The 6,710-nt window shown below is 65.0% G+C and carries 4 protein-coding genes and 1 pseudogene; 3 read left to right on the top strand and 2 right to left on the bottom strand.

Annotation, left to right across the window (positions count from 1 at the left end):
* Positions 1 to 243: 243 nt before the first annotated feature.
* Positions 244 to 444, bottom strand: coding sequence for a hypothetical protein (locus ABZ412_RS35735; protein ID WP_357289714.1), 201 nt, complete (start codon positions 442 to 444; stop codon positions 244 to 246).
* 493 nt (positions 445 to 937) lie between these two features.
* Between ABZ412_RS35735 and ABZ412_RS35730 the strand changes: the two genes are divergently transcribed.
* A complete protein-coding gene (locus ABZ412_RS35730) occupies positions 938 to 1,852 on the top strand; it encodes an aminoglycoside phosphotransferase family protein (RefSeq protein ID WP_357289711.1) in 915 nt (304 codons plus the stop codon).
* A gap of 29 nt (positions 1,853 to 1,881) precedes the next feature.
* On the opposite strand, the pseudogene ABZ412_RS35725 reads toward ABZ412_RS35730, so the two are convergent.
* A pseudogene (locus ABZ412_RS35725) lies at positions 1,882 to 3,109 on the bottom strand (IS110 family transposase).
* A 1,294-nt stretch (positions 3,110 to 4,403) separates the two neighbouring features.
* Here ABZ412_RS35725 and ABZ412_RS35720 point away from each other — a divergent pair.
* Together ABZ412_RS35720 and ABZ412_RS35715 are read left to right on the top strand one after the other, a co-directional pair.
* Positions 4,404 to 4,934: a macro domain-containing protein gene (locus ABZ412_RS35720; RefSeq protein WP_357289709.1), complete on the top strand. Its 531-nt coding sequence runs from the start codon at positions 4,404 to 4,406 to the stop codon at positions 4,932 to 4,934.
* Positions 4,935 to 5,911: 977 nt separating this feature from the next.
* A complete protein-coding gene (locus tag ABZ412_RS35715; RefSeq protein ID WP_357289717.1) occupies positions 5,912 to 6,091 on the top strand; it encodes a transposase in 180 nt (59 codons plus the stop codon).
* Positions 6,092 to 6,710 lie beyond the last annotated feature (619 nt).

Below are 6,710 nucleotides of genomic sequence, written 5' to 3'. Positions count from 1 at the left end.
ACCGGCGGCGCGGGGCCCGGGCGCCGATCGCCGCCGGTGAACTGACCTGCGGTTACCCGAACTTCGTTGGTTTCTGCGCCATTACTACCTGAACCCCAGCCCGAAGATGTCGCGTCCCGCTGGCGGCGGGCCCGCGTGCGGATCGCGCTGCAGCTGACTTATGGGCGTGCGTCCGAGCGTCGGCGGGCGCGGATCCTGGCACGGCGGTGGGCCGCCGAACCGTAGGGTTCCGGCCATGTGCGGTCAGATCGTGGTTCCCACGACCACGTAGTTGCCGCTGTTGTCAATCTCTTCCAGCACGCGCAGCGGCGACACCGCGTCGTGGTCGTCGCCGGGATGCTTGTCATGCGTCCACCACCCGCCGGTCGGGCATTCCACCCAGTGGATCCGGTTGGTGCAGGCGCGGCATCGAGAGAAGATGGGATGGCTGTCGGCGTCACGCATTCGGGTCTCCTTTCGAATACCCGCCCGGATGTCGGACGGGAGCGGTTCCGACAGTTAGTTCGGTACGGAGTTGGGGTCGGTATTGGCGGGCCCGGTGATCGCGTCGCCCGCGTCCTGTGCCTGCGACTCGATCGAGTCGATCGACCGCGCGCCGATACCGCCATGACGGCCGCCTGCCCCAGCCCGACGCCGTCATCGGACCCGGACCGCGCGCCCACGTTGCCTGGCTGCGCGAAACCGCCGAGGCATGGAAAACGGCCGGGCCAAGGGGCCCGCGCGGATCTGCAACACGGATCGTGAGCGCTGTCGGTCGGGCCCGAGTCAACGACCTCGACGTCAACAGAAGCGTGTTGCGGAAACCGCTTCCGATAGTCCACCTGGGTGCAGGGGAACGGTCGCTTTTCCGTGGATAGTTCTTGTAAACGGCCAGAATGCAAGACCTCCGATTCTTCTAACTGTCAAGTGTGTTGCCTTCTGACTATGGTTGATGCGCATGACGGACACCGGGGTCGAGATCACGGCGGAATTGGTACGGGAACTGCTGCGCGATCAACACCCCGATCTGGCCGATCACCATGTCCGGCTGGGTGCTCGAGGCTGGGACAACCAGCTCTGGCGGCTCCGCGACGATCTCGCCGTTCGATTGCCCTGGGCGACGGAGTCCGCGGACGCACTGCTGAACAAGGAATACACCTGGCTGCCTGCCCTTGCCGCGAAACTTCCTGTGCCGGTTCCTGTTCCGCAACGTTTTGGTGAGCCCTCCGAGCGGTTCCCGCGACCCTGGATCGTCACCACATGGGTGCCAGGAGAGCCTGCTGACCGGGCACCTGCTACGCATGCGACGCAGGCGGCCACCACTTTGGCGGCGTTCTTGACGGCACTGCACCGGCCCGCTCCCGAGCTGGCGCCCACCGGACGCAACCGCGGAGGGCCGCTGTCCGCTTGTGCCGGGGTGTTCGCCGAGCAGCTTGCTTCGGCCACCGAGTTGGGGCTTATCGCCGACCCGGACGTTGTTCGCGCGGTGTGGGAAGACGGGGTGGCCGCCCCCGAGTGGGCGGGTCCGGCACTGTGGCTGCACGGTGATCTGCACCCGGCCAACGTCCTTACCTCGGAAGGCGCAATCTGCGGTGTGATCGACTTCGGTGACCTGTTCGCCGGCGATCCCGCCTTCGATCTCGCCGCCGCGTGGATTCTGCTGCCGGACGGCGCCATCGACCTGTTCCACACCGCTTACCAGCCGAATCCGGACGCTGCGACTCTGCGCCGTGCTCGCGGACACGCGGTGCTGCGGGCCTTCGCCTGCCTGTTCATCGCCGACGCTGGGGTGCGCGGCCACCCCGGTGGCAAGCCGTCCTGGGGCCCACCTGCCCAGGCCGCACTGCGGCGCCTGATCGAAACCCACCACTGATCGATCGGCGTTCCCGCAACGAGGCACAGTCAAGCAACCGCCTGTTCTGGTGCCGCACCGGTGGTGTGTCCGAATGCTTTCACCGGGTCGTAGTACTGGTGGGTTTGCAGGCAGTAGTAGAGCTGGCCGAGCATCTTGTTGAACAGGTGCCGGACCGCGGGTGCGTGCCGGTCGCCGTGATCGCGGCGGCGCCGGTAATGCTGCTGGCCGGGCCCGGGTAGGACAACCATGGTGGTGCCCCAGACCCAGCAGTGCCGCCAGGCGGTCGTTCTTGATTCGCCGGTGGCTGATCGAGATGGACTTGCCGGAGGCTCTCGTGACCGGAGCGGATCCGGCATATGCCTTCAGTGCCCGCGCGTCGGCGAATCGCTCTCGGTCGTCACCGATCTCGGCGAGCATGCGGGAGCCGGTGAGGTCGGCCAGGCCCGGAAAGCTGGTGATGACGGCGTAGTCCGGGTGCTTACGAAATTCCTCGGCCGCGGCCTGTTCCAGATCGTCGGCGCCGGCGCAGGCAGCGTCCAGCACCGCCACCAGCGCGAGCGCTTGGCGACCCATCGCCTGCTCCACCGCTCCGGGCTGCCGCAGATGCACCGTCCTGAGTCCTTCGACGATCTGGGTGGCGAGCTGGTCGATGCCACGTTGGCGACCGGCGCGGCGCAGTGCGGCCGCGACCCGGGTCTTGGTGAGTTTGGCGGCCTGCGCCGGAGTGGGGGCCAGAGCGAGCACGGCTCGTGCCCCGGGCTTGGCGAGGTTGGTGGCGGATTTCCCGGCGAAGGTGGCGAGGAATGCCGGGTAGTACTCCCGCAGCAGCGAGCGCAGCTCATTGCCGGCCTTCGTGCGCCGCCAGACCGCGTCCTGCTGGGCGCGTGCGAGGACGGCGATGGCTTGGGCGAGTTCGCTGTCGGCAGGCAGCCTGCGGTGTAGGTGGGCATCGACGCGCAGGATGTTCGCCAAGGTCATGGCGTCGGCGTGGTCGGACTTGGCTCGGGCGACGCTGTGGCGTTCGCGGTAGCGGGCCACCGCCATCGGGTTGATCGCGAACACCGGCCGCCCGGATGCGCGCAGGGCAGCGACCATCAACCCGCGCGGGGTCTCGATGGCGATCGGGATCGGGTTGTCCTCGGTGTCGCCGGCATCGGCAAGCAGCTGCGTCAACTCGGCGAAACCGGCTGGGTCGTCGCCGATCCGCTTCTTGGACACGAGTTTTCCCTCGTGGTCGACGATCGCGATGTCGTGATGCCCTTCAGCCCAATCCACGCCGCAGTAGTTGCTAAATCCAGTCCTCCATCAGGTGTTTTCCGGTGTTCGATGTCCCTGGCGGAAACGCCCAGGGTCTCGGCATCTGACCGAAAGTCCACGCGGACAACGCAACACAGCCCCGCACCGCGCTCCTGGACGCCGCTTTCGATTTGCTTGCCGTAGAAGGTGTTTCGGCGGTGACGGTGCGCTGAGTATGTACGGCTGCCAAGCTCAACGACCGCTTGCAGGTCATCGAGACCAGGGACGAAACGACGGGGTGCTCCATGAGTTGGTTAGCCACGGCTAGTACTACCACCAGCGCTCGGAAGGGTTTCCTGTCGATCAGGCCGAGGAAGTCGGCGTTCGACTTACCCAGGATGATGCGACTGTAGGACACCCGCCCACGGTAAAGGCTGTGGTCCCCGACTCGCCCGGCCACATCTCAGGATCTACCGCAGCGGCGACGCCGCGCTGCCAGCAGAATTCGGTTCCACCGCAGAACGTCCAGACCGGTCGGCGTCATGAAACTCGCCTACGACCATACGGTCGGCTGGATTACCGGTAGCGATGTCGTGTCTACGCCAGGGTCGAAGCGCCTCTGCGACCCGCCGCATCCATGGTCAGGGGTCACCATTCGCACGAAACACTGGCAAGCACCATGCCGACCCAAATAACAATCTCTCGTTGCGAAACCACCCGAAATCTGATTTCAGTTCTCCGTCCTTGTTCCATAGCATTTCCTGCTGTGAGCAATTGACCTCACGGTTCGAAACTGAAATGCAAGGAGAAAGAATGGGATCCGCCGCAGCCGCTCTCGAATCGATCATCATCGATCTGATTCACAATCTCTTCGCCGGTTCAGCGGGCAAATAATTCGGTGACCGAGGACAGGCTGACACGACTCGGCCTGCCCTCCTTCCGCCTGGCAATCCTGGTGTTTGCCGCCAAGGTCCACTGGTGCCATGGCTATGACTATCGCGGCACCATCGGCTGATAGAACATGCCAAGCCGCCGATCCAGCCGGTCGCCCAGGCTGACGAAGATACCTCGGCTGCTGGCGATTCGGTGGCCACGATGACGCAGCCGAGTCCCCGAATCCCCCGCGCAGTTCGGTCCGAACACTGCCTTCTTAAGTAGCCGCTTACGGGGCGGCTCGAACCGGCAGGGGTCGCGGTCGGCTGAACGCACCATCATGCCGATTTCGTGCATCCGGTCGGTCCTGCGCGGAGACGAAGCAACGTTACGAACGTCGGCATCCATGTGCCATAACTGACGCGGCTACCTCGTCGCGACCGTGTGGGATGATTCGAGGGTGGTAGCAATCGAGATCGTGCTCGGCGACATCACACATGAGCAAGTGGATGCGATCGTGACCGCTGCCAACGAATCGCTGCTGGGCGGCGGCGGGGTTGATGGTGCGATCCATCGAGCCGCGGGGCCTCGGCTGGCCCGAGCGGGTGGTGCCATCGGTCCCTGTGAACCCGGAGATGCAATGGCAACGCCCGCATTCGATCTCAATCCTCCGGTCACGCACATCATCCACACCGTGGGCCCGGTATGGGAGGGCGGGGATTACGACGAGGCCGAGATCTTGCAATCCTGCTACCGCCGCTGCCTCGAAGTGGCAGACGAACTCGGTGCGCTGAGCCTGGCTTTGCCCGCGATCGCGACCGGAACCTACGGCTTCCCCGCGGACCAGGCCGCCGGCATCGCGATCGCCACCATCCGATCGACACCGACCTCGGTGCGCCACATCAGGATGGTCGCGTTTGACGAGCCGACTTATACCGCGCTGACCAACGCCTTGAATCAAGCCGAATCCAGCGAAACTCGTCCGAGCTAGCCCGCCTTCTCGCAGTCGGTTCGGCTCATGCCGCACGACCGGCACCGTCAGTAAGACGTGCACTCACATGCCGCATACCGCGCTGGCCGAACCTGCCGGCGCGGGGCGCGCCGGCGGCCGGAACCTGGTGCGGTGCAGAACGCACGCTGACGCCGAGTTGAGTGTGATGGGCCTTTTCGTGCACAAATCGCTTGTGACGGGCAGTTTCCGTCAGTTGTGCTGCCTTAGTGCACGTTTAGGCCCATCATCATCTCGAGCTTGTAGGTTGCGGTTGAGGTCGGTTCATTGTGGCCGTAAGAGTTTTCGTGCCTGCTCTAGTCTCCACGGGTGCCAAAGATCAGATTCAGCAACACATCCGACAAGTTGCTTCGGGTGTGGACGGAGCCGATCCCCGAGGACTACTGGATGCGCCCGGGGATGTGTTCACTATTGCCTACGATGACAACGACTACGCCGAGTCTGTGATCGGCGACGCACACTTCGACGTGTCGTGGAACGATGAGGGCGTCACGGTGTGGCTGGGCACGTGCGCTTTTCCTGATGTCTACGACCAGTCAGGCAACAGACTCGAGTGTGGTCACCAGCGTCCGAAGTCGACATGAACCGCGCTCGGTGGGGCAGCCGATAACACATGTGTCATGAACGTCCGCCGCTGCTGTCACCCGTGCTGACCGAGTCGGTCAGCGCTTGGCGGATGCCAATTGAGACTGACCATGCTGTCGGAACATCCGCTTCTGCCGATGACGTTGCGTCCGCCAGTGATCGGTTCTTCGGTGTGGGTCGTGGGCCCGGCGCCGACCGCGCGGCCGGCCTGGATATCTCCGACTCGCCGCGCTGGTACCGCAACGACAGTTGGACGAGTCGGTGCTGGCAGATCTGTTGCGTGGTGTTGGATCGTGTTGTGGCCGAGTTGGATTCGTTGATGGGCAGGATCGGAGTCCGGTTCGCGCGGTCCGAACCGCGGGCTCGACCGGGAACTGTATCTGCCCGAATCCTGGACCACTGACTGTCACCGCTGCCGGAACGCGGGTATCCCCGACGACGTCGAGTTCGCCCCCAAACCCCGGCAGATGATCACCATGCTCGAACGGGTGCTCGCCGCCGGGGTGCCCTTCGCATGGTTCACCGCCGCCGAAGCCTACGGCCAGGCCGGTTAACCTGCGCGAATGACTCGAAACCCGTGACGTGTTCTACATGACGGCCACTCGCTGCGACCAGCAGATCACCACCCGCGCCGACACCCTGGTCGCGGAGTTCGCGGCCTCGGCCTGGTAGCGGCTGTCGGTCGGTGCCGGCGCGCACGGACCCCACGAGTTCGACTGGGCGCGGCGCCAGATCGAGGGCACCTGGACCTGGGGACGCGGGCACTGACCCGGCGCAGCATCAGCAACCCGAGCGAGATCGCCTACTACCTGTGCTACGGGCCGCACAACGCCCGGCTGGCCGATCTGGCCTTTCACCGCCGGATCACGCCGGCACATCGAGGAAGCATTCCAGCAGGCCAAGGGCGAGGCCGGACTCGACCACATCCGCCGCCTGCTCATCTCCGTCGTCCTGACCCGCCCCGCCGGCCAGACCACCTCTGGGCCTGGTCCGGATGGTGTCGCCGCAGCCAATATCGAGCCCGCCTATCCCACTAACGACGCCGTGGACACCCACTCACCTGAATGTCGTTGCGGTACTAGTGCCGTGTCCGGGAAGGTTGATGCTGGAACCGTTGTCCGGGGTGGCGGGTTGATCCTCGGCCGGTGAGCGGTGATGCTGCCGGTGGAGGTG

It is taken from the genome of Nocardia sp. NPDC005746 (assembly GCF_040630785.1).
GTDB lineage: Bacteria > Actinomycetota > Actinomycetes > Mycobacteriales > Mycobacteriaceae > Nocardia.
The sequence above is the reverse complement of the archived record's forward strand: the minus strand, read 5'-3'. Positions and strand labels throughout refer to the sequence as shown.

Coding starts and splice junctions, on each gene's coding strand:
- ABZ412_RS35735 (WP_357289714.1), bottom strand. CDS start 444: ATGCGTGACGCCGACAGCCATCCCATCTTCTCTCGATGCCGCGCCTGC.
- ABZ412_RS35730 (WP_357289711.1), top strand. CDS start 938: ATGACGGACACCGGGGTCGAGATCACGGCGGAATTGGTACGGGAACTG.